This is a genomic window from Anaerocolumna jejuensis DSM 15929 (assembly GCF_900142215.1).
GTDB lineage: Bacteria > Bacillota > Clostridia > Lachnospirales > Lachnospiraceae > Anaerocolumna > Anaerocolumna jejuensis.
Map to the genome: position 1 here is coordinate 1 of NZ_FRAC01000050.1, position 26,371 is coordinate 26,371.

A 26,371-nucleotide genomic window follows, 5' to 3' on the forward strand; every position below is an offset into this window, starting at 1 on the left:
AAAAGAAATATGAATCTCTTACAAAACGCCGTGGCAAGAAAAGAGCCATTGTTGCTATCGCTCGAATGATTCTTACTGCAATCTACCAAATGTTATCTACTGGCGAAGAGTGGAATCCTAGCGATTTATACAAAATCGATATGCCTGAAGCTTTAATTGAAAAGCAGAAAGCAAAGGCTATCAAACAAGCACTGAAGTTATTAGAACGGGAAGGATTATATCCTCCGCCAAAAGAACCTCTGGCTTCCTAATCATCATTAATCATCTACTTTCTCAAAAGTAGCCATTTTCGACAGCTTGTTCAAGTGCGCCACTTTTTGGCTGACCTCTACTTTCTTTCACACTAAACCTCCTCTATTTTTATTCTAAAAGTAAGTACAGAAACAATATTCGAATCAAATACGGCAATACCGGATAAGCCTGTAAAATGTTCAATATTTGACATGTACAGTATCATAATGATAAACCCTGGCACCTAATACCCGGTTAACAGACTTTATAAACCTCCGGTAGCCTCCGTCTTTGTCAGTTCTATGGGGAAGAGAGCGTCTCAGGATTTCGTCGGCATCTTCCCTGTCAAAGTCAAAGCAGCTTGTTAACAGTGATTTAACATCATCGGAAGCAGCGCCATGTACAAATTTATCTGCGGCCTTATAAACCTTGGTGTTTTCATAGTAACCGGAATATTTATAATCATAGTACTCCAGTATTTTCTTGCATCCGTAAATAATTGCGAGGGTGACTGCCAAAATACCAATATTTCCATAAAAACCGTCCATAAAAGGACCTCCTTCTAATTCCATGCCCCGCCCTATAATCCTAATAGGGACAGCAGTGGGGTAATGATGATATCTATTAATTTAATACCCACAAAGGGAGCAATGATGCCTCCAAGCCCATAAATCAGCATATTATGGGACAGCATCTTCTCTGAGCGCTGAGGCTTATATTTGACACCCTTCATGGCAAGGGGAATCAGGCAGGGAATGATGACAGCGTTAAAAATCAAAGCGGAGAGGATTGCGCTGTAGGGTGTTGAAAGCTGCATGATGTTTAATACCTTCATTTGAGGAATAACTGCCATGAACATAGCGGGAATAATTGCAAAATACTTGGCAACATCATTGGCAATACTGAAGGTGGTCAGGGAACCCCGGGTAATCAGCAGCTGTTTGCCGATTTCCACCACATCCAGTATTTTCGTGGGGTCGGAGTCCAGGTCAACCATGTTTGCCGCTTCCTTGGCAGCTGAGGTTCCGCTGTTCATGGCGATTCCCACATCAGCCTGTGCAAGTGCCGGTGCATCGTTTGTACCGTCACCGGTCATGGCTACGACCTTACCCTCAGACTGTTCGGCTTTGATAGCCTTAATCTTGTCTTCCGGCTTGCATTCCGCAATAAAGCTGTCTACTCCGGCCTCCTGGGCAATGGTGGCTGCCGTCAGCGGATTATCACCGGTACACATAATGGTCTTAATCCCGATGGCACGAAGCCTTGCAAAACGTTCCACAAGTCCCGGCTTGATAGTATCCTTCAGATAGATTACTCCAAAGATACGGTCTCCTGCGCAGACCACCAGGGGAGTACCGCCAAGCTTCGATACTTCATTGACCCTTGTTTCCAAATCCTTTGGTATCTGGCCGCCCAGGTCCCCGACGTATTTTTGAATGGCATCGTAAGCACCTTTTCGTATCCTTGTGCCATCGGGAAGATTCACACCGCTCATACGGGTCTGAGCGGTAAATTCCAGGAATTCCATTCCCATTTCCGGTTCCTGGTGCTTTCCGCTCAGCCGTTCTCCAAGCTCTACCACGGATTTTCCTTCGGGAGTATCATCCTTTAGAGAGCTTATTACTCCATAGCGGATCAGGTCCTGTTCGATTTCCTTGCCCACGGGAATAAATTTGGAGGCCATGCGGTTTCCGTAGGTAATGGTTCCGGTCTTATCGAGGATCATGGTATCCACGTCGCCGCAGGCTTCAACGGCCTTTCCAGACATGGCAATAACATTAAAGCGTGTGACCCGGTCCATGCCGGCAATTCCGATGGCTGAGAGCAGTCCGCCGATCGTAGTTGGAATCAGGCATACGGTCAGGGCAATCAGGGTGGAAATCTGCAGCCGGACACCGCTGTAAACCGCAATGGGATATAAGGTGACAATAACAATTAAAAAGATAATGGTCAGGCTTACCAGGAGGGTGTTCAGAGCTATTTCATTTGGGGTCTTCTTACGGGAAGCACCCTCTACCAGGGAAATCATTTTATCGAGAAAGGATTCTCCGGGATTTGAGGTGATCTGAATTTTCAGCCAGTCGCTTACAACGGTTGTTCCGCCGGTAACAGAGGCAAAATCACCGCCGTTTTCCTTTAATACAGGTGCGGATTCTCCGGTAATGGCAGATTCGTCCACCGAGGCAATTCCTTCGATAACTTCTCCGTCATTGGGAATGACTTCACCGGCTTTTACCAGAACGATATCCCCTTTTTTCAGAATGCCCGCACTGATGACGGTTTCCCTTCCGTCCTCGCTGAGAATACGGGCCTGCATATCCTTTTGAGTCTTTTTCAGGCTTTGGGCCTGTGCCTTTCCCCGGCCTTCCGCAACGGCTTCCGCGAAGTTTGCAAAGAGTACGGTAATCAGAAGAATGACAGCTACGATGCCGTTATACAATCGCAGGTTACTTCCTGTATCACCGAAAATATCGGGCAGAAAGCAGAGCAGCAGAGTGACGGCAAAGCCCAGCTCCACCACGAACATGACCGGATTTTTCATCATGTAGCGTGGATTCAGCTTTATAAAGGCTCCTTTTATGGAGGAGTTTAAAATATCCTTTGTTACAAATTTTGTTTTGGTTTCTTTACTCACGAAAGTGTCCTCCTTAATTCCACAGGGTTAAATGTTCTGCTACCGGGCCGAGAATCACCGCCGGGAAAAATGTCAGTGCGGCAATAATAATTACCACCATGAGCAGGGATATGGTAAAGGTCCTTGTATCGGTCTTCAGGGTACCGATGGATTCGCTGACTGACTGTTTTGCCATCAGTGAGCCTGCAATGGCAAGCTGAATAATGATGGAGAGATAACGGCCAAAGAACATGACCAGCCCTGTAGTGATATTCCAAAAGTAAGTATTGTCAGCCAGACCCTCAAAGCCGGAACCGTTATTGGCAGCGGAAGAGGCATATTCGTATAGGACCTGTGTCAGCCCATGGTGCCCTGGATTGGTGATTCCGGCAAGGCCGGCCTGCAGGGCGACGGCTAAGGCTGAGAACGCCAGAATCAGCAGAGGATGAATGATGATACCCAGTGCCGTGAGCTTCATTTCTTTCCCTTCAATTTTCTTGCCCAGATATTCCGGTGTACGGCCAATCATCAGCCCGCAGATGAAAACAGCAAGTATGGCGTACAATATCATGTTCATTAAACCAACGCCCTTCCCGCCAAATACCACGTTCAGCATCATATTCATAAGGGGAACGGCACCTCCGAGGGGTGTGAGAGTATCATGCATGTTGTCTACCGTACCAGTGGTAAAGGCTGTGGTAACCGTTGTAAAGAGTGATGACTGGGCAATCCCGAACCGGACCTCCTTGCCTTCCATATTGCCCATGCTCTGGCTCAGGCCTGCCTTTTCAAGAAGGGGATTTCCGGCACTTTCGGCTGCAAAGCATACGATGAAACCAATGACAAGTAGGATGGACATTACTGCAAAAATTGGCTTTGCCTCGCTGCCAATCAGATTCTTTTTTTCCTTTTTATTCTTCTTTTCCAGCCTGCTGTCCCGGACCATATGCCCGAAGGCAATTACACAGGAGCCTGGAAGCAGCATCATGGACAGCATTTCTACCATGTTGGTAAGGATATTGGGGTTTTCAAAGGGGGTACAGGAGTTGCCGCCAAGAAATCCTCCGCCGTTTGTTCCCAGGTGCTTGATGGATTCAAGTGCAGCTATGGGTCCCATGGCAATATCCTGCATCTTTCCTTCAATAGTCTGTACCGTTACATTGGCTGATAAATTCTGCGGTACGCCCTGGGAGACCAAAATCAGTCCGACCAGCAGGGAAAGGGGCAGTAAAACCCTTGTTGTGATGCGGATAAGGTCAACATAAAAGTTTCCCACAGAACTTGCTTTTCCGGCAAGCCCTCGTGTAAAGGCCATGGCAACGGAGAAACCGGTGGCCGCAGATGTAAACATCATAAAGGTGATTACCATCATCTGGCTAAAATACGAAAGTCCTGATTCCCCCGAGTAGTGCTGCAGGTTTGTATTTGTTATAAAGCTGATGATGGTGTTAAAGGACAGGCTGGGTTCCATTCCGCCGATGCTATTGGGATTCAGAACCGGAAGAGACTGCAGCCTTAAAATCAGATAACCGATAAATACCATAATTGCATTGGTTGCAAGCATAGCTGCCGCATACTGCTTCCAGTTCATTTCTTTTTTATCAATACTGCACACACGGTAAACAGCATTGTCAAGCCGGTCAAATACCGGATCGGCAGCGGTATGCTGACCTGCCGCAATATGATATAAGTACTTTCCTGTTGGGATGATAAGAGCAACAAAAACTGCCAATATCACAATTATTTGAAGCATTGTATTTTCTCCGCCTTTCTAAAATTTTTCGGGATTGACCAGGGCATATAGCAGGTAACCACCCAGCGCAACAATCAAAATTCCAAGAAATATCATAATAATTACCTCCTCTAAGATTTCTCAACCTGGTGCTCGCACCAGTCTGCAAACAGCTTGATCAGAAAGTAGCTGACGGCTAAAATACCAAGCATTAAAAAATCCACATTCTATTCCTCCTATCTCAATTAATTTCCTGTACAGTGTAGCATTTTTGCCATTAGTTTAGTGTTAGGGTTTTCCGGGGAGGATTAAAATGGTATTAAGATGGATTTTATACAAAGAAAAGCAGCGGCTTTGACTTTCATATCAAAACCACTGCTTGTAATTTATTTGTGAGAGCCTTTTATTCCGCCGCTGAAACAACGGTTTTAGACCACATTCGTTCAGAAAAATCTATTTTTTAATACGCCGTTCATCAGATTTTTCAAAGGATACCTGGCTGGGAATGATGGAGACGGCGATTTGTTCGTTGCTGTACTGAGCTGTAATATTTTGAAGCTTAGCAAGAATATCTCCTTCGTTCATAGTCAATAGTTCCTCGATACCTGTTTTGTTCCAAAACTTTTGAATACCGCTGATAACCCCGCCAACACAACGGTCGCGTTCTCCAACAGTTATACTGCCGTCCAGGATATGATAGGAGCCTTGATAATATAAGGAACAAAATACCATCACTGCTTTATCCTGCTCCAGTGTCTTTACCGGGAGGCTGCTGCTGAACACAATATCCTTTTTGGATTCTCCGGTACGGCTGCTCTTAATCATAGCCGCATTTTCCGAACCGGAATAATTGACTGTAAGGGTTACGAAAGAAAGCTCTTCCGGCGTCAAGGCTACGGCAAAATCATTCCAGGCCGTATCAATTCCAATTCTTTCGCCTCTGTCATAATCTTCATTTCCCCATTCCAGCAGGTCAGCATTAAAATCAGTCAGCTTCCGTTTCTGATAATCCGCTGTTTTGAGTTTCATCAAGGAACGGTAATCTTCCCTGGTGGCATTGGGGTATTCTCGTTTTTCCGTAAGATTATCCTTACTTTCTTTTTGGCTTTCCTTGCTTTCGATTAATTCCAATGGTATAAAGGAATATTCAACACTGACGGTTAAGGCATTGCTGCTCCATTTTTTTGTGAGGCGGCCAATTTCGGCATCAATGGCTTTTTTCATACCGGATTCATCCTGCAGCTTCTTTTCCGGCTGACTTTGGAAAAAGGTCAGAAGTCCATCCATAACTGCTTTGCGGGCCTTGGTATATTCCCCGACCTTTAAGCGTTTGGCATCTAAAATGGATAGGGTAGAGGTATATTCAAACTGCGCGTTGCTGGCATTCTCATAGCCGGTCATGCCTCCATTGCCGAAATAGCGTGATTTCCAGCTTTCCGCAGTAAGCGGTGTGAGCTCGTAAAACAGGAAGGCCGCTATATCATTCGTATCCTTCATTTCGTTCAACTGGTCATTCTGATAAAATCGTTCTAAAAGGTTCCGATAGCCTTCCGTATCCGTAGCCTTCCAGACCTTTTGCTGAAATTCCTGCACGCGCATATCTTTATAACCATCAAAGCGCAAGGCTAAGAGCTTTTTGTATTCATCTTTTGTAAATGCCGTGTTTGGAATAGATACCGACTGACTTCCGGCAGAAACCAGTGTTGCACCTGTGAGTATAATTCCCGCCAGCACAAAACACAGAAGGGCAACGCCGGCTTTTTTACGTTTGCTGTCTAGCATAGACATTATTCGGTTCTTCATACCTCGTTTTCCTCCATAAAAATTGGTAGACAGTGCGGTTTGGTATGTCCTGCCGTTTCTTACAACCGCAATAATCGTTTCACCGTACTGCTTACGTGTCTGCATATCCTCATCCTGCAATACAAGGGCGTCACAAGAGATTTCACACTGCAGGGAAGCAGCCCGCGCCATCAAATAGACTGCCGGATTGAACCAATGCAGAATAGTTGCCGCTAATATCATTGCTTTGTACCATAGGTCATGCCGCTTGAAATGAGCCAGCTCGTGCCGCAAAATAAGGGTCAATTCCTCTTCGGAAAGCTGTATTGGCGGCATGAGAATAACGGGATGAAAAAAACCGACCATCATAGGGCTTGAAATACTTGAACAGGTCCGGTACTCGATATTTGCTTTAAGGCCCTGTTCCCGTTTCAGAATGTTCAGTAGGTTTAAAATCGTGGGGGTGGTTACGGTATCGCTCCATCGGCTTGCCATTTTCATAAAGCGCCTGTGCCGCAGAAGGTGACAGGCTGACGTGAAAAGGACACCTGCCAGCCAAATGAGAAGGCCAATGGTCCATATTGATAATTGCGGCATTTTTGTTACTGTTTCAGAAGCGCTGGTCAATACCTCCGCAGTATTGTTTGTCACCGGGGATGTGGGAGTGAATGGCACGGGCATTAAGGGTGTATTTGTGCCCTGTGGGGGTAAAAAAGGGAGCTCAATCAAAGGCCGGAAAGGAATTAGCCAGCCAACCGCTATTACCAGCCAAATCATGTAACGCCATTTGGGAGCATACCGTTTTGACAGTATTGGCAAGGCTGCTGCGTAAAGAAGTGTTATAACTGACATGGACAGGGTGCATTGCAGCAGGGCAGCTAAAAATGCTTCCATGTTAATCCCTCCTGTCCTTAAGCCATTTTGCCAATTCGTCAAGGTCGCTGTCTTTTATTTTTTTGCCGTCATAGAGGGTTGTAACCAGGCTGGCAAAGGAATTGTCATGAAAGCGTTCCATGAAGTCACCTGTTTCAAATTTCAAATAGTCCTCTTTTCCAATCATAGGGAAGTAGGTACGTTCCTTGCCGTTCTTCTCCGTCCGCAAAAATCCCCGCTATTAATCCTCAGGAGCCCGGAGCATCCGGTAGCCCACACCGATATGGGTCTGGATGTATTTGGGTTTGGAGGGGTCCTTTTCGATTTTCTTTCTCAGAGTTGCCATAAAGACCCGCAGCGCCGGTACATCGCTGGAATAATTGCCCCAGATTTCATGAAGAATAAAATTGTGGGTTAAGACTTTGCCTACATTTTTAGCCAGCATGCAGAGAAGCTTATATTCGATGGGAGTAAGGTGGATTTCCTCCTCATCCAGCCAGACACATCCGGCGGCATAATCAATCTTCAGATTGCCATTTGTAAAAAGGGTTGAATCCTTGAGAAGCTTTTCATTGTCGTAACGGATACGGCGGAGGCTTACCCGGAGCCTTGCCAGCAGTTCCTCGACGCTAAAGGGCTTCGTCAGATAATCATCCGCACCGGCATCCAATGCGTCTATTTTATCCTTATCCTCACTGCGGGCACTGACAACAATAATGGGAATGTTTGACCATGTTCGTACCTTCTTTATGATGTCCACCCCATCCATGTCCGGCAGGCCTAAATCCAGGATAATGATATCCGGCTGCCTGGAGACGGATTCCAGAATAGAGGCTTCCCCTGTTTCAGCTGTGTGATAAAGGTATCCCTGGGTTTCCAGGGTCGTGGTAATCAGCTTGCGGATGGCTTTATCATCCTCCACGACCAGTATTAATGGTTTATTCATGAACATTTACCTCCTCCGCCTGCAAGGTAAAGCCAAATACCGTACCTTGCGGAATATTATCTTTTACATAAATAGTGCCTCCGTGGGCGTGGATAATGGACTTGCACAGGGAAAGCCCCAGTCCGAGTCCCCGCCTGCCGTCTCCGCGGATATTATCAGCCGTATAGAACATATCAAAGAGCCTGGCCTTGGCGTCGTCTGATATACCGGAACCGTCATCGGAGATTTCCACCAGTATGAATTGGCCCTCCTTCTTCACGGAGATTGTTATATGGGAACCCTTCTGTGTGTATTTGATTGCGTTGTCCACGATGTTGATAATCACCTGGATAATGAGCCGGGAATCCATTTTCGCCATGAGGAGCTCGTCTTCCAGGACTGCTTTTATATCGTGCTCCGTGCTGTTTCGGTTAATATGGAGCAGTGCTTCCGTAATGACATCCTCAAGCAGCTCAGGCTGAAGATTCAAATTCAGCGTTCCGTTATCAATCCGGGTAATGGAAAGCAGGTTCTCCACCAGATTGATCAGCCACATGGAATCGTCATAGATATCCGTGTAAAGGCTTTGTTTCTGGGCTTCGCTCAGCACACTGGAATTGCCCATGAGAATGCCGGCATTCCCGGAAATGCTTGTCAGAGGAGTACGCAGATCATGGGATATGGCACGTAGCAGGTTAGCCCGGAGCTGTTCCTGCTGCATTTGCATGGAAATCTCCTTTTGGGTTTCATTGATTTCTTCTTTTTCCAGTGCCAGGGCACATTCTCCCAGCATTGCAATTAAAAGGCTCTTGTCAAAGGCCTCCAGCGGAGCTTCGCTGTCCATGGCAACACCGACGACTGCCAGCACCATACCGCTTCCCCGGACAGCCAGATACAGGCACCTGGCTGCGGACAGAGTATTTGTCGTAGCTCCGGCACGCTTGTTGTTCTTATATACCCATTCGGCAACTGCACGTTCTTCCGTTCCGAAGTAAGACTGCTGTTCAGCCGGTGCATCCTTCTTTGGAAAAAGCGTAGGTTCTGCCAGGCTGTTCCGGTGCGAAGGATAGCAGATCACAGACCGGTCCAGCAGTTTTACCATTTGCTTTGCGGTTTCACTTAAAATATCTTCTTTCCCTTTAGCCTGCTGTAATTTACGGCTTGTTTCCAGGAGGACTTCCGTCCGGTGGGCTTTCTGCGCCGATTGACGAGCCTGCTCCTTTATCCGCTTTGTCAGGGTGCTGGTAATCAGAGAAGCCGCAAACATTACCAGGAAGGTTATCGGATAGCCTGGGTCGTATGCCTGCAGGGAAAAGCGCGGCTCTGTAAAAAAGTAATTGAACAGGAGAACGCCTAATACCGACGATACGGCACTGTACAGCCTTCCCTTTGTCACTATGGCATTCAGCTGGACGCCTAAAATGTAGACCGTTATAATATTTGCTACGCTGAAGTTCAGATAGTCAAACAAAAATCCGATTAAGGTACAGACAACTAAAAGGGCGATTGATTTTCCCGTATCAGCCAGGGATAGATTCGGCGGCGGTTTTAAAAATTTGAAGGTATTATGGTGAAAGGATGCCTGGGTGTCCGGAATAATGTAAATATCAATTGTCGGTGCCAGGGCAGTCAGCTTATCGATAAAATTAACTTTGCCGGGCCATTTCTTCCAGTGGGCAGACCGCCCGATGACTATTTTTGATACGCGGCTTGCTTTTGCATATTCGGCAATCTGGGCAGGAATATCGTCACTGTACACCGTTGAAATCTGCGCGCCAAGCTGCTCGGCCAGTCTTAAGTTCTCCCGGAGGGCTGCCCTGTTCTTATCCTCTAAATCCCGGGTTTGCGAGGTCTCTACAAACAGGGCCGTAAAGGTGCCGTGAAAAGCATCTGCCATTCTTGCCGCTGTACGGATGACCCTGGCATTGGAAGGAGAGGAGGAAACGCATACTAAAATATGCTCATTTGCATAAGAACCATTGGCCTTTGACGGCTCATTCTGCACAGCGATGCGGTTGACTTTATCAGCCGTACGGCGCAAGGCAATTTCCCTTAGTGCAATCAGCTTTTCTTTCGTAAAGAAATTGGCAAGTGCCCTCTGGGCCTGCTCCTCCCGGTAGATTTTCCCTTTGTTCAGCCGGTCTATCAGATCATCGGGTTCAATATCCACCAGCTCAATTTGGTCGGCGCTGTCGAACACGCTGTCCGGAATACGTTCCCGCACAAAGATGCCAGTAATGGATTCCACAATATCATTGAGGCTTTCGATGTGCTGGACATTAATGGTGGTAGATACGTCAATCCCAGCCTGCAGAAGCTCCTCCACATCCTGGTATCTTTTTTTGTGGCGGCAGACAGCGGCATTCGTATGAGCCAGTTCGTCCACAAGAATAAGAGCCGGCCTGCGCTGCAAGGCATGGTCCAGATCAAATTCCCTGATTTGAACACCCTTATAGGATAATTCCAGAGGAGGCAAGGTTTCCAGACCCTTCAGAAGAGCCATGGTTTCCGGCCGCACATGGGGCTCGATATATCCGGCAACCACATCAGTGCCGTTCTCTTTGGCTTCCTGAGCGTCACTTAACATGGCGCAGGTCTTACCTACACCGGCCGCATAGCCAAAATAAATCCGCAGCCTGCCCCGTTTATTTCCTGCCGGCAGGGTGGAAAGCTGCTTTAACAGTGAATTCGAATCTGTCTGATGAATCGGCATTGAAATATACCCCTTTTCCTTGCTTATTAAAACAGTATAGCATAAGGAAAATCAGGATAGCGTTATGATTTCTGCTATGGTATTAAGATTGTGTTAAGATAATCAAGCAGCAGGGCAAAAGGGGGAAGCTATATCCGGTAATGGGAGGGTGTAGTATTCATGGTCTGTTTAAACTTCCTGCGAAAGCTGGAGGGATTTAAGTATCCTATCCGTATGCTTATCTCATCGATGGATAAATCTGTATTCCGGAGCATATCCTTTGCCTTTTCCAGCCTTAGATTCCAAACATAATCCGAAAGATTTTCATTGGTCTTTTTCTTAAATAAATAGCTCATATAAGCCATACTTACATGAAAATGGTCTGCCAGCATGGTATTGGAGAATTCGCTGGACAGATAATTTTCCTGGATAAACTGCTTTACCTGGGAGATGTGGATGCAGGAATTGGCGGTTTCCTCCTCAAATACGGAAATGATATGGTACATATTTGCCTTGATATCATCGTGCTTTTCAGCGTAGCTCAGGGTTCTGCAGTAATAGAGGGTTTCATAATACAAATCGTTTATAGTCTCAAAACGGATGCCGGATTTGTTCATCAGGTTAATGATGACAGTAATGATATCAATGAGGATGCAGCGGATAAAGAAATCCGGATTGGTTTTCTGGTCAATAAGCTCAAATAATTCCCGCAGGGTCGTATTGGCCTTGGGAAAATCAAAGTTCTCTAGCTCCTTTGAGAAAGTTTCAAGCTTCTTATAGGGATAGGAAAAGCTGGTCTCCTTTGGTATGCTGTCGGCTATTTTGCTGTAGGATACCACAGGAGACGCCTCCCAGAAGCTGCATGCCAGCAGGGCATTTTCATAAAGGGCAGGAATATCCATGGGATTGGAGGAGATATTGCTGATAGCGGTCTTACAGGCTGTCTCCTTATAAAAATCCTGAAATAAGAGGCTGATAACCTCCTCCTTGTCATTTTCCGTACCGCAGTAATTAATTAAGAACACGGCATAAGCCTCCGCCTGCTCCAGAAGAAGGCAGGCGCCGTCAGAGGGCAGGGCCTGAAGAATGAAATCCCTGATTTCCTTTGCCGAAATATTGGATGAGAGCAGTATTTTCACAGAAAAGATGCTGTTATAGGAATGGGGATGGAAAAACTGGTCAATCTGGGAGATATCCTCCCCCTTGGAACCGTTGTTCTCCACCAGGATGGAATTCAGGATGGATTCATGCATTATTATCCGGTAATTATCGATTTTGGCCTGGAGCTGGCGGTTCTTTTTAAGGGTGCTGTCAAAGGCATCGCTTATCTGCTGCAAATATCCACCCTGGGAATTCATCTCAGGGGCTATTTTTTTCGTCAACTTCTGCAGGGGCCGGTAGGTTATCTGCATGGCCAGCATTATCAGCAGGAGTCCGAACATGGATACGCTGATAAAGGTCAGATAGGTATTCTGAAAGGCGCTGCTGACAGAGCTTAAGACCATTTCCCTGCTGGAAAGGGCCAATATGCGGAAGTTTCCGAATAAAGGCGGCAGTACATAGGCTATGGAGGCTTTATCCACCTCGTAGTAACCATCCTCTTTCTTTTCGAGGCTGGAAAGGTAGGGTGAGATTTCCTCTCCATTGACCTGGGAGATTACAGTACCCTTGCCGTCAGTAAAGCATATGGAAGTAACACTGGGGGAAATGGCGGCCGACAGCAGCTTCTTAAACTCAAATTCATTGATTACATATACCAGGTAGTAGTTTTCTGTTGAGATGGAAGGAATATAAAAAAACAGGCTTTCCTTCTTTCCCTTCCAGTAGACAAGCTTGTTCTTTCTGTCCGCATACCAGTCCTTTAAAGGCAGCTCCTTAAACTTTCCGTCAAAATAGACGGAAAAGCGATTATTTTGGTATTGCACCAATTTCTTGGAGGAAAGACAGGACTCCTGTTTCTTATCCAGATAAAGGACGTCATCCAGCAGAAAATTACCCACCGTATGATTCTGGATTTCCTTGGCGGCAAGATAGCTGTAATAATTATCGTTGGTATACCGGGATAACAGCATGATGGTGTTTTCCTGTATCAGCAGGTGGATGCGGTCAATCTCAAAGAACCGGGAGGCAATAATATCCTCCAGCTGTTTCAATTCTGCCGAATTCTGGTTGTTTAAGGATTTAAAATATACATTTTTCAGTTCAAACTGCACCGCATAAAAAAAGCCCATAATGGAAACGGATAATATAACTAAGTACGATAAAAAATATTTGATAAAGGTTATGTTCTTTTTTTCCAAAACTGACTTCATAGCAATCTACCCTCTCTGTCACATATAGTTTTCTCCAAGTAAATCATACAATAGTCTGCCTGTAAAAACAATTGGATAAGCCTGTAATGGGAGGATACATTATTTTAGAAGAGCACCTAACAATTTGCACGTAAATGCAAAAAAGTCAGTAAATAAGCCACTTTGAAGAGGGTACGGAAATTGTGGTACCCGTATAAATTATTGTCTGTTGAAAGCAGGTATTCCTGTTGTTATAGTAAAAACGTGATCACAAAGAAAAGCGCTTTTAAAGTTCAAACAAAAAAAGGAGAAGGTATTTCATGAAAAAAAGTAAACTGAATATTGCGAAAAGATCCATAGCTGTTTTTCTAATTGCTTTACTTACCGTTTCTTCCCTGGCAGCCTGCGGCAGCAAAGGGAAGAATGAAACCAAGGCTGCAGATGGTACTACAAAGGAAGTTTCAGGCAAGGAAGATTCCGGCAGCAAGGATAGCGGCAGTGCAGCTGAAAGTATTACTTTCCCGTTGTCAGAGCCTGTGACCATGTCAATGTTTGCAATTATGAATGGGGAATATGATTTAAAAGACAATCCAACCTTCCAGTATATAGAAGAGAAGACCGGCGTAAAATGGGATGTCCAGTCATCCATGGGAAGTGATATCGCAGAGAAAAAGGGCCTTATGTTTGCTTCTGATGCCTATACGGATGTTCTGTATAAGGCGGGGCTTACACGGGAAGAGCAGGAGAAATACGGGAAGCAGGGAATCCTTATTCCTTTAAATGACTTAATTGATAAATATGCTCCCAATTTAAAGAGCGCCCTTGACAAACATGATGGCTGGCAGTACATAACAGCATCTGACGGGAATATCTATTCCCTGCCGGAGCTGGATAACCAGTCACCCTCCATTGCCGTACTGTTTTTAAATCAGGTATGGCTGAAGAATTTAGGCCTCTCGGAACCGAAGAATCTGGATGAACTGTACAATGTTTACAAGGCCTTTAAAGAAAAGGACGCCAATGGAAACGGTGATCCCAATGATGAAATACCTCTTATTGCCACCAGTGACGGAACACCGATAAGCCTGCTGCTCCCTTATTTGGGCGTGCCGTTCAATGCAGCAAACAGTTGTGCCATTATGGACGATAAGCTGGTTTATGTCCCCACCTCCGATAAATTCAAGGAATTAATTTCTTTTGCTACAAAGCTGTATAAAGACGGGCTTTTGGATAAGAACTCCTTTACACAGAAATTAGACCAGCAGAAAGCTCTTGGTGCTTCCGGTGATGTACTCGGCTCCTTCTTTGATGCAGGTGCTTTCTTAACGGTAGGCCGTGACAGGGATGATGATTTCAGAATCCTTACACCTTTTGAAAATGGTGTATTCCCTGTAGGCTCCGGCGTTACAGGCGGTACCTTTGCCATTACGGACAAGTGCAAAAACCCTGAAGTTGCCATGGCATGGATAGATCAGTTCTATTCGGAAGAAGGCGGCGAGCTGGCATGGCTTGGTATAAAGGATAAGACCTATAAGGTAAATGCAGATGGTACCTGGGAATGGGCACTTGGTGATTACGGTAAGGATATCGGCAGCTTAAGAGCCAATGCGACCCTGCAGGGAGCTGCAAATCATCCCTCCATTCAGCCATCCCTTTGGTTTACCGGCATGACGGATCCTGATGAAAAGCTCCTGGACGAAGAAAGGGCAAGAATTGTAAAAATAGGGGCAAAGCCCTTCCCTAACTTAAATATTTCGGACAGCGACAGCGCAACCCTTGCAACGGTAAAAGCGGATGTGGATACCTACATCAACCAGTATATTGCCCAGGTAGCAACCGGGGAGCTGGAACTTGAAAAGAGCTGGGATTCTTATCTTTCTACCTTAAAGAAGATGGGTGTGGATGATATGATTAAGATTTACCAGGATGCATATACCGGTAAGTAAGGTTAAAATCCTGCCTATAGAAAATGATATGTAATGGTCAGCTGCTGCAAAATGTTCCAAAAGACTTTCTTGCAGCAGCTGTTCTTCAAAGGGGGCATTTTGTGAAACAACAGAATAAAACGTTAAAACAAAAGAATTTCTTCCTTCGGCTGGGTGCCGATATGAAGAAAAATTATATCCTTTATTTTATGATACTTCCTGCGGTTGCCTACTATGTTATTTTTTCTTATGTACCCATGTATGGTGTTCAGCTGGCTTTTAAAAATTTCAATATCCGCCGTGGCATCTGGGGCAGTGAATTTGTAGGAATGGATAATTTCACCAGGTTTTTCAGCAATTATAATTTCCGCCAGCTGATTGAAAATACCATCGGTATCAGCATATACAGTCTGATTATCGGCTTCCCCATACCAATCATCTTTGCCCTGATGCTTAATTACTTAAGACAGAAGCACTTGAAAAAGACGGTTCAGATGGTATCCTATGCGCCTTATTTTATTTCAACGGTTGTTATGAGCGGTATGCTTATCATATTTTTAAATCCCGACACGGGAATCTTCAATACCGTAAGAAGCTTCTTCGGCCTTCCTTCTCTGGATTTTCTGGCAAAGCCCGGACTGTTTAAATCCATCTATGTATGGAGCGGTGTATGGCAGGGAATGGGTTTTAGCTCCATTATATACATATCCGCCCTTTCCGGCGTAGATTACCAGCTTCACGAAGCGGCAATCGTGGACGGAGCTACCAAGGTCAAGAGAATCTGGCATGTGGACCTGCCCTCTATTAAACCTACCATCATGATGCTCTTTATCCTGAACATGGGCCAGATTATGAACGTAGGCTTCGAAAAGGTTTTCCTGCTGCAGAATTCCCTGAACTTTAAGGCATCGGACGTTATATCCACCTATGTATACCGTGTGGGTCTTGTAAATAACGATTATGGGTATTCTACAGCAGTAGGACTGTTTAATTCCGTAATTAATCTTGTGCTGATAATAGCGGCCAACAAATTTTCAAAAAAATTAACGGAGGAAAGTCTATGGTAACGGGAAAGGATTGGAGGAGTAAAAAAGTTAATGGGGCAGGCAGTATGCTCCATTCTGATAAAATTTTTGATACAACCAATTTCTTATTGATGATTCTATTTTTCTTTTTATTTGCCTGGCCTCTCTGGTTCATCGTTATTGCATCCTTCAGTGATCCTGCAGCCGTCTGGAACGGTAAGGTGGTCTTATTGCCAAAGGGCTTTAGCCTTGAGGCTTACAGGGAGATTTTAAAGTATAAGAGCATTTGGCTGGGGTACCGCAATACGATTATCTATACGGTACTGGGAACCCTTATTAACCTGGTGCTGACCGTCTGCGCGGCATATCCTCTTTCCAGAAAGGATTTTATGCCAAAGAATTTCTTTATGTTCATGTTCATGCTGACAATGTATTTCAGCGGCGGCCTTATTCCCACCTATCTGGTGGTGAGCAAGCTGAATCTGGTGAATACCATCTGGGCCATGATTATTCCGGGAGCTATCTCCATTTATAACGTTATCATAACCAGGACCTATTTCATGAACAGCATACCGGAAAGTCTGGAGGAGGCGGCAGAACTGGACGGAGCTAATTCCCTGCAGTTTCTGCTGCGTATCGTACTTCCGCTGTCAAAGCCTGTAATCGCAGTTATCGCTCTTTATTATGCGGTAGGCCACTGGAATGATTTCTTTTCGGCTCTTATTTATATTCATAAGAAGGAGCTTCTTCCCTTACAGACCTTTCTAAGGGATTTGCTGATACAAAATCAGGTAAATATTGATATGACCGGCCTTGATCCGGTAGCAGCCGAGAGGAAGATGAAGCTGGCTCAGACAATTAAATACGGGGTTATCGTGGTATCCTCCGTGCCGGTTCTGTGTTTTTATCCTTTGGTACAGAAACATTTTGTAAAGGGAATAATGATTGGTTCCGTAAAAGGCTGAATTGTATGAAAGTATAGGAGGATATTATTTATGGTTGTAAAGAAAATTTCAATCGGAGATGATGCAATTTGCTTCGAGTTTGACACAGATGTCCAGGAAATAAAAATTAAAGCCTTTTCACCTGCAATAAGAGAGCATATCGAACTTGGTACATACGATGCTGAAACCGAAGGCTGCCGCGTGTATATCCCCAGGTATGCCTTTGGCCGTGACGGCCTCTATCTTGCCTATGAGCTCTATCACAGGGGTGAGAAACTCACTGGAAAAAGCTATGCCGAAGAATTCACCATGACACCGGAAAACGATTATCCCTACCCGCCAGCTGATACGAAAAAAGGGCTTCAGATTAATCCGGCCATGATAGATGATGCGATTTCAATCGGTGCCAGGCATTGTGCTTATAACGTCTGCATCGGTGACCTGATGCAGACGGAACCGGAGGGCTGCATCCTGTTCCGGCATGACGGCCGTGATTATTATTTCGATTCGGAGGCAGTTGCTTCCTGCGACCGCAGTATCAAACAGATGTCCGACGTCGGAATCACCGTAACGCTGATACTGCTTTGTACGAAAAATTGGCCCTTGGCCACCCCCGAGGATATGTACGGCGTGCTGCTGCATCCCGATTATGTCAATGACCGGGAAAACGAAGGCGGGCTGCTCAGCGGTTTTAATGTCATAACAGATGAGGGAATACGGCACTATGCCGCGTTTATAGCCTTTCTCACAAAGCGCTATACGGATACCTCCCAGGAACACGGACGTGCGGTCGGAATGATAATTTCCAATGAAGTAAATTCCCACTGGGTCTGGAATAATTCAGGGCACAAGAATGCAGAGGAAATCGCCCGTGAATATACAACGGCTCTCCGGATAGCCTGCCAGGCATCGGTGGAGGTATATAAAAATATGCGCATCTATGCTTCCCTCGACCATTTTTGGACGGGTGCTCTGAATACCAGGGAAAAGGAGAAGTACACCGGCTCCCGTTACCTCCTTGAAAACCTGTCTGAAAACGCCAATGCCGACGGCGATTTTCACTGGAATGTTGCTTTTCACCCATATCCGGAAAATCTCAGCTTCCCGGATTTTTGGAATGATAAAACCGCAACGGAAGACAACGATACCTGCCGGGTTACCTTTAAAAACCTTGGCGTGCTTTGCGATTTTCTTTACCGTGAAGAAAATCTGTACAAAGGCCAGCGCCGCCGGATAATCCTTTCCGAGCAGGGCTTTAATTCCAGCTGGACGCCCGAGAGTGAGATTTTGCAGGCCTGTGCATATGGAAGGGCTTATCGTGCCGTGATGGAGATACCCGAAATTGACAGCTTTATCTATCATGCCCATGGTGACAATGCAGGAGAGGGCGGCAGCCTTAATCTTGGGCTATGGAGGCGTAACAAGGATAAGCCCGGTTTTGACGCTCCGAAGCCAATCTATTATGTTTTCAAAGCAATTGACCAATGCGACGAGACAGGACGCTGCCATTGGGAAAGATACTGATTTTATCTGCATATCATGCTTATTTCCTGTAATTGTAAAGGTAATTATGTAAAACTTGTTTACGGGAATTTACGCACCTGTTTGCATAATGCACATTGATTACAGGAAGCCTTGTTGGTATAGTTAAAAGTATTCACAGAGAAAAGTGTTTTAGCTGGTTTATACCAAAAAGGAGAAGGTATTACATGAAGAAAAGTAATTGGAACATAGTGAAAAAACTGATAGCTGCTGTTTTCATGGCATTACTTATCGTTTCTTCCCTTGCAGCCTGCGGGGGCAAAGAGAAGAACGAAAACAGGGCCGCCGGCGATACTGTAAAGAAAGCTTCAGGCAGTATCACCTTTCCTCTGGCGGAGCCTTTGACCATGTCAATGTTTGCAGTGATGAATGGGGAATATGATTTAAAAGACAATCCAACTTTTCGGTATATCGAAGAGCAGACCGGCGTAAATTGGGATGTCCAGTCCTCCATGGAAAGTGATCTCGCAGAGAAAAAAGGTCTTATGTTTGCTTCTGATGCCTATACGGATGTTGTGTTTAAGGCGGGTCTTTCCCGGGAGGAGCAGGAGAAATATGGGAAGCAGGGAATCCTGATTCCTTTGAATGACTTAATTGATCAATATGCTCCCAATTTAAAGAGCGCTCTGGATAAATATGATGCCTGGCAGTATATAACAGCGTCTGACGGGAATATCTATTCTCTGCCGGAGCTGGATTACCCGTCACCTTCCTTGCCCACACTGTTTCTTAATCAGGCATGGCTGAAGAATTTAGGCCTTTCAGAGCCGAAGAATCTAGATGAACTGTATCAGGTCTACAAGGCCTTTAAGGATAAGGATGCCAACGGAAACGGTGACCCTGATGATGAAATACCTCTTATTGCCACCAGTGACGCAACACCAATCACCCAATTGCTGCCTTATTTCGGAGTGCCGATCAATATGGCAAACAATTGCGCCATTATGGACAATAAGCTGGTCTATGTCCCCACCTCCGATATATTCAAGGAATTCATTGCCTATGTCACTAAGCTGTACAAAGAAGGGCTTTTGAGCAAGAACTCCTTTACCCAGAAATTAGACCAGCAGAAAGCTCTTGGTGTCTCTGGAGATGTACTTGGCTCCTTCTTTGATGCAGGTGCTTTCTTAACAGTAGGACGGGGTAGGGATGAAGATTTCAGAATCCTTACACCCTTTGAAAATGGCGTATTCCCGGTAGGCTCCGGCGTTACCGGCGGTACCTTTGCCATTACGGACAAGTGCAAAAACCCTGAAATTACGATGGCATGGATTGATCAGTTCTATTCGGAAGAGGGCAGTAAGCTGGCATGGCTTGGTATTAAGGATAAAACCTATAAGACAAATGCCGATGGTACCTGGGAATGGATTCTTGGTGCTTACGGTGAGGATGTCGGTACCTTAAGAGCCAATGCAACCCTGCAGGGTGCGGCAAATCACCCCTCCGTTCAGCCCTCTTATTGGTTTACCGGTATGACGGACCCGGATGAAAAGCTTTTGGATAATGAAAAGAAAAGAATAGTAAAAATGGGGGCAGCCCCCTTTCCCAGTTTAAATATTTCCGACAGCGACAGCACAACCCTAGCAACGGTAAAAGCGGATGTGGATGTATATATCAACCAGTATATTGCCCAGGCAGCAACCAGGGAACTGGACATTGATAAGAGCTGGGAGGATTATCTTGCCACCTTAAAGAAAATGGGTGTGGATGATATGATTAAGATTTACCAGGATGCATATGCCGGTAAATAAAATTGTTCAATGGTATTTTATAAGAATGGAGTTCCTATGGAAAGAAAAATATACGACGATTTTAGAAATCCCGGAATGGAATACAGAGGGAAGCCCTTCTGGGCCTGGAACGGGAAGCTGGATAAAAATGAACTGCTGAAGCAGATTGATATTATAAAAGAAATGGGATTTGGAGGCTTCTTCATGCATTCCAGAACCGGTCTTGAAACAGAGTATCTGGGGGAGGAATGGTTTGAGCTGATCAATGCCTGCTCGGATCATGCAAAAGAGGAAGGACTTGAGGCCTGGCTCTATGACGAGGACCGCTGGCCTTCGGGAAGTGCCGGGGGAATCGTTACCAGGGAAGAAAAGTACAGGGCCTCCTTCCTTCAAATGGAGCTGTATGGAAAAGAGAGCCGGAAAGCTTGTCAGTGGGAAAATGCCGTTGCTGTCTTTGCCGTTACCTTGAAGGAAGGAATGCTCCTTTTAGAGCGAGAGGTGGAGGAAACAACTTTCTTACAGGAAGAGGAAGTGCTGGTAGGCTTTTATATAAAGGAATCGGAATGCAGAGAGGTCTATAATGGATATACCTATCTGGACACCATGCAGCAGGAGGCTGTTGAAAAATTCATCGAGGCCACCCATGAAAAATACGCCCAAAACTGCGGAGAGCGTCTGGGAAAGGATATACAGGGGATTTTTACCGATGAGCCCCACAGAGGAGCACTGTTTTCAACCTTCTCCGAGGGAAGGGAAAATGCCGTACCCTTTACTCCAGGACTTTTTGAAACCTTTGAAGAAAGGTTCGGATATGATTTAAAAGAAAAGCTTCCGGAGCTTTTCCTGAAAACTGCCGGCAGCGGGCTCTCAAGGGTTACCAGGGATTATATAGAATTATGCCAGGAGCTGTTCCTTGAAAATTTTGCTGTGCCCATTCAAAGCTGGCTCAGGAAGAAGAATATGCTCTTTACCGGACATGTTCTTCATGAGGACTCCCTCACGGCCCAGACGGTCATGCAGGGTTCCCTGATGCGCTTTTATGAATATATGGATTATCCCGGCGTGGATGTTCTGTCGGAAGGAAACCGCTGCTATTGGATTGTAAAGCAGGTAGTCTCCGTTGCAAGGCAGCTGAACAAAAAATGGGTCCTTTCCGAGCTCTACGGCTGTACCGGCTGGCAAATGAGCCTTCAGGATTACAAATATGCCGGGGATTGGCAGGCACTCTTTGGCATTACCCTAAGATGTCCCCATCTTTCCTGGTATACCATGAAGGGAGAAGCAAAAAGGGATTATCCTGCCAGTATCTTCCACCAGTCCGCCTGGTACCGGGAATATGCCTGTCTGGAGGATTATTTTTCCAGAATCCATGTATTGATGACGGAAGGAACGGCGGACTGCTCACTTTTGGTATTAAATCCAATCGAAAGTGTCTGGGCCAGGGCATATGCCGGAGCTTTTGAGGTCTTAAGTGCCAGAGACGAAGAGATTCAGAGGCTGGAGAAGCAGTATACAGAAGTATTTGAACGGCTTGTAAGGAGAAGGATTGACTTTGATTATGGGGAAGAGGACATTCTTTCCAGGCATGGAAGAGTGGAAGCTGGGGTACTGCTTGTAGGGGAAGGCTCCTACCGGAAGGTACTGATTGCTGGCATGGATACGATGAGAGCATCCACTCTGGCCCTGTTACAGGAATTTAACAGGCAGGGAGGACAGCTTATATTTCTTGGTGAAGCGCCGAAGTTCATAGATGTCAGGCCCTCGGAAAAAGCTGCCGAACTTGCCGGTAAAGCATGGCAGCTTAACTGGGAGGAGGACTTTGAAGGTATCTGCGCCTCGGGTAATGAAATCGGTGTGGAAGGAGCAGCAGGCAGCCACATCCTGGCGCAGGTCAGAAGCCTGGCAAAGGAAAAAGCCGTATTCCTTTTGAATACAGACAGAAATACCTCCTTTTCCAATGTAAGAATCGATTTGGGAATAGGGAATAAAGCGGAGCTTTGGGATGCAAGAACAGGAGAGAGGACGGAAGTAAATACCTTTAATAGAGACGGCAGGCTTATCTGCTTTCTGGATTTTGATAAGGCAGAGGAAAGACTTCTTCTGATAGACTGCAGGGAAGGATACCGGGAAAATACGGACACAAGCTCCTATTCCTACCGTTTGGAGGAGGAAAATATATGCGTCCTTGATATGGTAACAGTAATCACCCCTGAAAACCGGGTAATCCCAAGGCAGGAGGTATTAAGAGCCGACCGCTGCCTGAGAACGGAGTTCGGTTATCCCTGGCGGAGCGGAGAAATGCTTCAGCCCTGGTACGAAAAGAAGCAGATGGAAGTTTGGGATAAGGGAAGCAAAGATAAGGGAAACAGCGACAAGGAGAACAAAGATAAGGAAAACAGTGATAAGGAAAACAAAGATAAGGAAAACAGGAATGAGGAAAGTAAGGATAAGATACATAAGATTACGCTCCGTTATGATTTTTATACGGAAATACTTCCTGCAGAATTATCCGTGGCAATTGAGAGTCTTGATAAGGTTCTAAAAATATCCCTGAACGGGAAGGAAATCAACCGGGAAAGCACCGGTAAATGGATTGATATCTGTTATGACAGGGTACGGATACCGGCGGAAGACCTGTCCATTGGCGAAAATACGCTGGAGGTGATCTGTGAATATGGGAGAACGGGCGGTATAGAAGCCGTATATCTGCTGGGGTATTTTGGTGTGAGCCTGCAGGAGGAAAACCGGAAGGCGGTTTTGACGGAGCTTCCGAAAACATTAAGGATAGGTGATATTACCTCCCAGGGCCTTCCCTTTTACTCCGGTAAATTATCCTATCTGACAGAAGGTATTATAAATGGCAGCAGGGAAAAAGGAGAAAGCAGAGAAAGCAGTAACGGCAGGCTTCTGGTAAGTCTGGGTGATTTCGGAGGAGCCTGTGTGAAGCTGATCGGAGAGGAAGAAAAGATACTTGCCTTTCCTCCCTTTAAGGCGGAAATAGCAGGCCTTAGGGAAATCCAGCTGGTATTTACCAGGAGGAACACCTTTGGCCCCCTGCATCAGCTTCCTGCAAAGGCAGCAGCTTATGGACCGGATAATTTCATGACCACAGGAGAACAATGGTCGGAGGGCTATGTTTTACTGCCACAGGGGCTTTTTACACAGCCTGAGATAAGGTTTCCGGATGGGAAAAACAGATAACAGAGTGAAGCCGCCATTTAGGCAAGACAGTATAACAGGGAGAAATCCGTCGCTATTTAAGCGAAAGACAGTAATAGATTGAGTGTCAGAAAAGGGCAGGCGTCAGAAAAAGATAGAACATCAGAAAAAGGTAGAACATCAAAAAAGGTAGAGAATTAAAAAAGATAGAGCATCACAAAAGGAGTGCATTTATGAAGAAAATAGAATTTCCCGCGGATTTTATATTCGGCACGGCTACCAGTGCGGCGCAGCTGGAAGGCGCCAGCCTGGAAGACGGAAAAGGTTTATCCATCTGGGATGTCTTTGCAAGAATTCCAGGGGCCATAGCGGACGGAACTACACCGGATATTGCCTGCGATATGTACCGGTCTTATGAAGAGGACCTTAAGCTTGCCGGAAAGCTGAATATGGAATCCTTCCGGTTCTCCTTTTCCTGGTCACGCATCCTGCCGGAGGGCAGGGGAAGGGTAAATCAGAAGGGGCTTGATTACTACAAAAGGCTCATAGACAGTATCCATCAAAACGGCATGGTGCCCAATGCCACCATATACCACTGGGACCTGCCTTATGAACTGGAGAGGGAAGGGGGCTGGCTGAACCGGGAAGTGGTAAAATGGTACGGGGAATATGCAAGCCTTCTCTTTCATACCTTTGGTGAGAGCATTCCTTTATGGGCAACGGTCAATGAGCCCATTGCCACCTATGTGGGCTATGCACTGGGGCAATTTGCTCCGGGCAGAAGGTCGGAGAGCTTTGGAAGACAGGCAAACCATCACTTGCTTTTAGCCCACGGTGAGGGAGTGAAACGCTTCCGGGAAGCCGGCTTAAAGAACAGCAGGATAGGCATGGTAGTAGATATCTGGCATCATCATCCCTTAAGAGCCGGCAGCAAAGAGGATAGGGAGCTTGCCGAGCTGGAGAATGAAAAGACCTACCGCTCTTATTTGAATCCTGTTTTCCAGGGATGCTACAGTGAAAGGCTTCTGGAATATATGAAGGAGAATAACTGTATGCCTGTTATGGAAGAAGGGGATATGGAAAGAATAAAGCAGCCTCTGGATTATTTTGGCCTGAACTGCTATAACAGGGTCCTTTCCTGTGCCGATTCTGAATTGTTAAAGCCCAGGAAGGAGAATGGCCAGGGCGGAAACTTTCTGGAAAATGGCAGTGAATTCTATCCCAAGGCTGTCTACGATGCCATCGGAATCCTGAACAGGGAATATAAAATCGGGATTCCAATCTACATAACAGAGAACGGAACCTATAACTGTTCAGAGGAGGTTACAGCAAAGGGAAAAGTTCATGATACCCAGCGTATCCGCTACATACAGGGATTTTTGTACTGGATTCATAAAGCAATGGAGGAAGGGGCGGATATCCGGGGATATTACCTCTGGTCCCTGTTGGATAACTGGGAATGGAGTGCCGGCTATACCTATCGTTTCGGACTGGTCCATACGGATTTTAAGACCCAGGAAAGGATAGTAAAGGACAGCGCTCTGTGGTTTAAGGAAATGGTCAAAAACAGAGGCTTTGTACCGGAGGATGAATATACCGGGGAATGACCGGGTATCAAATGGTACAGGCTCAGAAAACGTGGGTTTTGCACAGCTCAATCAATTCCAGCGCGGAGGAGGTCAGAAATTTATTCTTATGGTAAATGAGGTAGAAGGTCCTCTTGAACCGGATTCCGTTTAAGGTAAGCTGTTTGATCGCATGGCTGTCCAGATAGGGCTTCACCAGTTTGCAGGATAATACGGAAAGACCGTGGCCTGCGGCAACAGCCTTAATAATGGCCTCCGTGCTGATGCTTTCCCAGGAGGGCTTAATGGAAATGCCATGGACAAGCATGGTGCTGTCGAATAATTCTCTGGTGCCGCTGCCTTTTTCTCTTAAGATAAAGTCATAATCCCTCATTTGCTCCGCATCCAGGGGTTCGCAGCCGGCAAGCTTATGATGGTTTCCGCAGATTAATGCCAGTTCATCCTCCATAAAAGGACAGCTTAAAATATTCCCATTATGGACAGTGCCTTCAATAAGGGCAAAATCAATCTCATTATTCAGGATTCTTTTCTCGATTTCAGCGGAATTCTCAATTGTAGCATATACTTTCACATCGGGGCGCTTTTGACGGAACAAGGTAATATATTCCGGCAGCAGATATGTACCAATGGTAATACTTGCACCTATTTTCACAGGGCTGGAGGCTTCCCAGCCCCTTATATTGTTCTCCATTTCGTCGAACAGGGAGACAAGGTGCGTTGCATATTCCAGAAACTGCTGTCCGGGTTCCGTCAGATAAAGCTTTCTGGAAATCCTGTCAAACAGCTTAATATGATAATGCTCCTCCAGCTCTTTTATGGCAAGGCTGACCGTAGGCTGGGCAAGATACAGCTTATCTGCCGCCGCTGTTACGCTTTTATATTTACAAACTGCAATAAAGATAGATAAATGTCTTAATGTCATGCTTTTTCCCACTTTCATAATGAAATACAAATGAAAATTATAAGTTTATACTATTTTACTTTTAAGAAGGCAGGAAGTAAACTAGTACAATGTTTTTGAATTAACCACCAAAACTATACTCTGATCTCATCCATCTTGTATTTCCACCGTGGAACAACCGGTGCAGCGTTGACTTCATCCATATACTGATAGATGCGATCTACCAGTTCCTGTTTGGTTTGAACTCTTATGCCACGCAGGCATACACGAGCAAATTTACCAAAGAACGCTTCTATCATATTGAGCCAAGAGCCGTGTTTTGGTGTAAATACAAATAGGAACCTTCCGGGCCTTGTTGCAAGATACTCCCTGGTTTTCTTGGATGTATGGACTGTATGATTGTCCAGTACAATCCGAAT

General features: G+C 45.7%; 18 protein-coding genes and 1 pseudogene. 8 read left to right on the forward strand and 11 right to left on the reverse strand.

The window, feature by feature from the left end; genetic code table 11:
• Positions 1-251: pseudogene (locus tag BUB77_RS28050) on the forward strand (IS110 family transposase); the annotation flags it as partial.
• 180 nt (positions 252-431) lie between these two features.
• On the opposite strand, the gene BUB77_RS28055 reads toward BUB77_RS28050, so the two are convergent.
• From BUB77_RS28055 to BUB77_RS28095, 9 genes are all read right to left on the reverse strand, one after another.
• Complete coding sequence (locus tag BUB77_RS28055) at positions 432-779, reverse strand: hypothetical protein (RefSeq protein ID WP_073280475.1); 348 nt, start codon at positions 777-779, stop codon at positions 432-434.
• A gap of 32 nt (positions 780-811) precedes the next feature.
• Complete coding sequence (kdpB, locus tag BUB77_RS28060; RefSeq protein ID WP_073280476.1) at positions 812-2,866, reverse strand: potassium-transporting ATPase subunit KdpB; 2,055 nt, start codon at positions 2,864-2,866, stop codon at positions 812-814.
• Positions 2,867-2,879: 13 nt separating this feature from the next.
• Positions 2,880-4,598 (reverse strand): potassium-transporting ATPase subunit KdpA, encoded by a 1,719-nt coding sequence (gene kdpA, locus BUB77_RS28065; RefSeq protein ID WP_073280477.1) that lies wholly within the window; start codon positions 4,596-4,598, stop codon positions 2,880-2,882.
• Between the two features lie 18 nt (positions 4,599-4,616).
• Entirely contained in the window at positions 4,617-4,694 is a 78-nt protein-coding gene (gene kdpF / locus BUB77_RS31100; protein ID WP_073280491.1) for a K(+)-transporting ATPase subunit F, read from the reverse strand.
• A 336-nt stretch (positions 4,695-5,030) separates the two neighbouring features.
• Positions 5,031-7,253, reverse strand: coding sequence for a M56 family metallopeptidase (locus BUB77_RS28075; protein ID WP_073280478.1), 2,223 nt, complete (start codon positions 7,251-7,253; stop codon positions 5,031-5,033).
• A 1-nt stretch (position 7,254) separates the two neighbouring features.
• Positions 7,255-7,461: a BlaI/MecI/CopY family transcriptional regulator gene (locus BUB77_RS28080; protein ID WP_073280479.1), complete on the reverse strand. Its 207-nt coding sequence runs from the start codon at positions 7,459-7,461 to the stop codon at positions 7,255-7,257.
• Between the two features lie 12 nt (positions 7,462-7,473).
• Positions 7,474-8,178 (reverse strand): response regulator, encoded by a 705-nt coding sequence (locus BUB77_RS28085; RefSeq protein WP_073280480.1) that lies wholly within the window; start codon positions 8,176-8,178, stop codon positions 7,474-7,476.
• Complete coding sequence (locus BUB77_RS28090; protein ID WP_073280481.1) at positions 8,171-10,870, reverse strand: sensor histidine kinase; 2,700 nt, start codon at positions 10,868-10,870, stop codon at positions 8,171-8,173. Before BUB77_RS28090 ends, BUB77_RS28085 begins: the two co-directional genes overlap by 8 nt.
• A gap of 128 nt (positions 10,871-10,998) precedes the next feature.
• Positions 10,999-13,161, reverse strand: a complete 2,163-nt coding sequence (locus tag BUB77_RS28095; RefSeq protein WP_073280482.1) for a helix-turn-helix domain-containing protein — start codon at positions 13,159-13,161, stop codon at positions 10,999-11,001.
• Positions 13,162-13,460: 299 nt separating this feature from the next.
• On the opposite strand from BUB77_RS28095, the gene BUB77_RS28100 reads away from it, so the two are divergent.
• The 7 genes from BUB77_RS28100 to BUB77_RS28130 all read left to right on the forward strand — a co-directional run bounded on the left by BUB77_RS28100 (position 13,461) and on the right by BUB77_RS28130 (position 25,072).
• Entirely contained in the window at positions 13,461-15,086 is a 1,626-nt protein-coding gene (locus tag BUB77_RS28100) for an extracellular solute-binding protein (protein ID WP_073280483.1), read from the forward strand.
• Positions 15,087-15,187: 101 nt separating this feature from the next.
• Entirely contained in the window at positions 15,188-16,132 is a 945-nt protein-coding gene (locus tag BUB77_RS28105) for an ABC transporter permease (protein WP_242962607.1), read from the forward strand.
• Positions 16,126-17,055, forward strand: a complete 930-nt coding sequence (locus tag BUB77_RS28110; RefSeq protein ID WP_073280485.1) for a carbohydrate ABC transporter permease — start codon at positions 16,126-16,128, stop codon at positions 17,053-17,055. The genes BUB77_RS28105 and BUB77_RS28110 overlap by 7 nt, the downstream gene beginning before the upstream one ends.
• Positions 17,056-17,085: 30 nt before the next feature.
• Entirely contained in the window at positions 17,086-18,558 is a 1,473-nt protein-coding gene (locus BUB77_RS28115) for a DUF5722 domain-containing protein (RefSeq protein ID WP_073280486.1), read from the forward strand.
• Positions 18,559-18,743: 185 nt separating this feature from the next.
• Entirely contained in the window at positions 18,744-20,327 is a 1,584-nt protein-coding gene (locus BUB77_RS28120; protein WP_073280487.1) for a type 2 periplasmic-binding domain-containing protein, read from the forward strand.
• Positions 20,328-20,363: 36 nt separating this feature from the next.
• Entirely contained in the window at positions 20,364-23,507 is a 3,144-nt protein-coding gene (locus tag BUB77_RS28125) for a hypothetical protein (protein WP_139241348.1), read from the forward strand.
• Positions 23,508-23,698: 191 nt separating this feature from the next.
• Positions 23,699-25,072: a GH1 family beta-glucosidase gene (locus BUB77_RS28130; RefSeq protein WP_073280489.1), complete on the forward strand. Its 1,374-nt coding sequence runs from the start codon at positions 23,699-23,701 to the stop codon at positions 25,070-25,072.
• A gap of 22 nt (positions 25,073-25,094) precedes the next feature.
• Here the strand turns inward: BUB77_RS28130 and BUB77_RS28135 are convergent, their stop codons facing one another.
• Entirely contained in the window at positions 25,095-25,973 is an 879-nt protein-coding gene (locus BUB77_RS28135) for a LysR family transcriptional regulator (RefSeq protein ID WP_073280490.1), read from the reverse strand.
• 113 nt (positions 25,974-26,086) lie between these two features.
• The coding region (locus BUB77_RS28140; protein ID WP_170866778.1) for a transposase at positions 26,087-26,371 on the reverse strand (285 nt) is incomplete at its 5' end.

Bases quoted from the DNA above. Each gene is read 5' to 3' on its own strand.
- BUB77_RS28055 (WP_073280475.1), bottom strand. From the start codon at position 779: ATGGACGGTTTTTATGGAAATATTGGTATTTTGGCAGTCACCCTCGCA.
- kdpA (WP_073280477.1), bottom strand. From the start codon at position 4,598: ATGCTTCAAATAATTGTGATATTGGCAGTTTTTGTTGCTCTTATCATC.
- kdpF (WP_073280491.1), bottom strand. From the start codon at position 4,694: ATGATATTTCTTGGAATTTTGATTGTTGCGCTGGGTGGTTACCTGCTA.
- BUB77_RS28075 (WP_073280478.1), bottom strand. From the start codon at position 7,253: ATGGAAGCATTTTTAGCTGCCCTGCTGCAATGCACCCTGTCCATGTCA.
- BUB77_RS28085 (WP_073280480.1), bottom strand. From the start codon at position 8,178: ATGAATAAACCATTAATACTGGTCGTGGAGGATGATAAAGCCATCCGC.
- BUB77_RS28090 (WP_073280481.1), bottom strand. From the start codon at position 10,870: ATGCCGATTCATCAGACAGATTCGAATTCACTGTTAAAGCAGCTTTCC.
- BUB77_RS28095 (WP_073280482.1), bottom strand. From the start codon at position 13,161: ATGAAGTCAGTTTTGGAAAAAAAGAACATAACCTTTATCAAATATTTT.
- BUB77_RS28100 (WP_073280483.1), top strand. From the start codon at position 13,461: ATGAAAAAAAGTAAACTGAATATTGCGAAAAGATCCATAGCTGTTTTT.
- BUB77_RS28110 (WP_073280485.1), top strand. From the start codon at position 16,126: ATGGTAACGGGAAAGGATTGGAGGAGTAAAAAAGTTAATGGGGCAGGC.
- BUB77_RS28115 (WP_073280486.1), top strand. From the start codon at position 17,086: ATGGTTGTAAAGAAAATTTCAATCGGAGATGATGCAATTTGCTTCGAG.
- BUB77_RS28120 (WP_073280487.1), top strand. From the start codon at position 18,744: ATGAAGAAAAGTAATTGGAACATAGTGAAAAAACTGATAGCTGCTGTT.
- BUB77_RS28125 (WP_139241348.1), top strand. From the start codon at position 20,364: ATGGAAAGAAAAATATACGACGATTTTAGAAATCCCGGAATGGAATAC.
- BUB77_RS28130 (WP_073280489.1), top strand. From the start codon at position 23,699: ATGAAGAAAATAGAATTTCCCGCGGATTTTATATTCGGCACGGCTACC.
- BUB77_RS28135 (WP_073280490.1), bottom strand. From the start codon at position 25,973: ATGACATTAAGACATTTATCTATCTTTATTGCAGTTTGTAAATATAAA.